The organism is Mesorhizobium sp. M7A.F.Ca.CA.002.04.1.1 (genome assembly GCF_004022805.1).
GTDB lineage: Bacteria > Pseudomonadota > Alphaproteobacteria > Rhizobiales > Rhizobiaceae > Mesorhizobium > Mesorhizobium ciceri.
Genome location: NZ_RZPL01000801.1, coordinates 1 through 2,440, shown reverse-complemented (window position 1 = coordinate 2,440; position 2,440 = coordinate 1). Strand labels below are relative to the sequence as shown.

Genomic DNA, 2,440 nt, shown 5'->3' with positions numbered 1-2,440 from the left:
ATCGGCGACCTGGCGCGCGAAGGCCGCACCATGGTGCTGGTCACCCACGAGATGAAGTTCGCCCGCGAGGTCGCGACCCATGTCGTCTACCTCTACAACGGGCTGGTCGAGGAAGAAGGGCCGCCGGAGCAGATCTTCGGCGCACCGAAATCCGAAAGGCTGAAGCAGTTCATCCGCAACATCGGCTAGGCAAGCCGGGACGGAAGAAAACCGGGAACCAACAACAAACTGGGAGTCATGAAATGAAGACCGTTCTGAAGACATTTGCCGCAGCGCTGCTGCTCGGCGTCGCCGCCATGGGCGTGGCCAAGGCCGATCCGGTCAAGATCGGCGTCGCCGCCGAGCCTTATCCGCCCTTCACCTCGCCCGATGCTTCGGGCAAATGGATCGGCTGGGAGATCGACTTCATCGACGCCGTCTGCGCCGAGGAGAAGCTCGATTGCGTCATCACCCCGGTTGCCTGGGACGGCATCATCCCGGCTCTGACGACCAAGAAGATCGACCTCATCGTCTCCTCGATGTCGATCACCGCCGAACGCGCGAAGACGATCGATTTCTCGGACAAGTACTATAACACGCCGACCGCGATCATCGGCCCGAAGGACCAGAAATTCGGCTCCGCTCCGGACGACCTCAAGGGCAAGATCGTCGGCGTGCAAGTGTCGACGGTGCACGCTGTCTATGCCAAGAAGCACTTTGGCAGCACAGCCTCCGAGATCAAGGAATACCAGACCCAGGACGAGGCCAACAACGATCTGGCCGCCGGCCGTCTCGACGCGGTGCAGGCCGATTCCATCGCGCTTGGCGAATTCCTCAAATCCGACCAGGGCAAAGCCTGCTGCGACCTGAAGGGCATGGTCGCTCCCGATGACGAAGTGCTCGGACCGGGCGTCGGCGCCGGCGTGCGCAAGGAAGACACCGACCTGAAGGGCAAAATCAACGCCGGCATCAAGGCGATCCGCGCCAACGGCAAATATGACGAGATCTCGAAGAAATACTTCGATTTCGACATTTACGGCGGCGGCGGCGCGCAGTCGAACTGACGATCCTCGTATGAGCTGTGGGGTGTGGCGTCGCGCCATGCCCCACCTGCTCGATCTTTCCCAGGCATGTTTGCCGCCGACGCAGCCGTCGGCGGTTAGTCAGCACTTCGGGGGCGACGCTGATCGACGCACTTCTTTCGGCCTCCGCGGCCGGCATCACCGAGCTTCTCTCGCCCTACCCGCCAGGCTGGGGCGGGGCGCTTCTGGTTGGGCTGCTGCATTCGATCGAGATCGCGCTGGGCGCCACGTGCCTCGGCCTTCTGATCGGCACCGGCGGCGCCTATGGCAAGCTTTATGGCGGGCCGGTGGTGCGCGATCTCCTGGCGGTTTACACCACCATCGTGCGCGCCGTGCCCGAACTGGTGCTGATCCTGCTGCTCTATTACGCCGGCACCGACCTGATCAATCAGGCGCTGACGGCCATGGGTTATCAGCGCGTCGACGTGAGCGGCCTTGCCGCCGGCATCGCCGTGCTCGGCTTCGTCCAGGGCGCCTATTCGACAGAGGTGATACGCGGCGCGATCCTGGCCATTCCGCAGGGCCAGATCGAAGCCGCCCGCGCCTATGGAATGTCTCCGGGCCTGATGTTGCGGCGCATCACCTTGCCGTCAATGCTGCCCTTCGCTATTCCGGGCCTCGCCAATCTCTGGCTGATCGCCACCAAGGACACCGCGCTATTGGCTGTTGTCGGCTTCTACGAGCTGGCGCTGGCAACGCGGCAGGCAGCGGGCGTCACCAAGGCCTATTTCACCTTCTTTTTCGCGGCGGGCGTGCTCTATCTGCTTTTGTCGCTGTTTTCCAACCTCGTTATCGGCCGGGTCGAGACCTGGTCGCGGCGCGGCATGCCTTCGCTCAAGGAGGCGCGCTGATGGCCAACGAGGCGACCATCATCGACGTCGTCGCGCGAACGTCGCTGTGGCTGCAGCCGCACCGCATCGTGCTGATCCTGATCGCACTGGGCCTTGTTCTGTCGGCCGCCTTTTTCATGCGCTGGGACTGGCTGCCGCAATATTATGAAATGGGCTTGATCGGCCTCTGGCGCTCGCTGTGGATCCTGGCCGTCACCTGCGTGCTGGGCTTCCTGCTGGCCGTCCCGCTTGGCCTGGCGCAGGCTGCCGGCTCGTTCTGGTTCGCCGCACCCGCCAAGGTGTTCTGCACGGTGATCCGGGGCACGCCGCTGCTGATCCAGCTCTGGCTGCTCTATTACGGCCTGGGTTCGCTGTTCCCGCAATATCCGTGGATCCGCGAATCCTGGATGTGGCCATATCTGCGGCAAGCCTGGCCCTATGGCGTGCTGGCGCTGACCCTGTCGTTCGCCGGTTATGAGGGCGAGGTGATGCGCGGCGCCTTCGCCGGCGTGCCCAAGGGGCAACTCGAAGCCGCCCGCGCCTTCGGCA

General features: G+C 63.7%; 3 protein-coding genes and 1 pseudogene. All 4 read left to right on the top strand.

Annotated elements, in window-relative coordinates; all coding sequences use genetic code 11:
* Positions 1-189 (top strand): annotated as a pseudogene (locus ENZ75_RS28665) (histidine/lysine/arginine/ornithine ABC transporter ATP-binding protein); the annotation flags it as partial.
* A 53-nt stretch (positions 190-242) separates the two neighbouring features.
* Positions 243-1,043 carry a transporter substrate-binding domain-containing protein gene (locus ENZ75_RS28660; protein ID WP_063169843.1) on the top strand — a complete coding sequence of 267 codons (801 nt, stop codon included), beginning with the start codon at positions 243-245 and terminating at the stop codon, positions 1,041-1,043.
* 155 nt (positions 1,044-1,198) lie between these two features.
* Positions 1,199-1,912: an ABC transporter permease gene (locus tag ENZ75_RS28655; RefSeq protein ID WP_196815384.1), complete on the top strand. Its 714-nt coding sequence runs from the start codon at positions 1,199-1,201 to the stop codon at positions 1,910-1,912.
* The coding region (locus ENZ75_RS28650) for an ABC transporter permease subunit (protein ID WP_128278503.1) at positions 1,912-2,440 on the top strand (529 nt) is incomplete at its 3' end. The genes ENZ75_RS28655 and ENZ75_RS28650, both read left to right, overlap by 1 nt.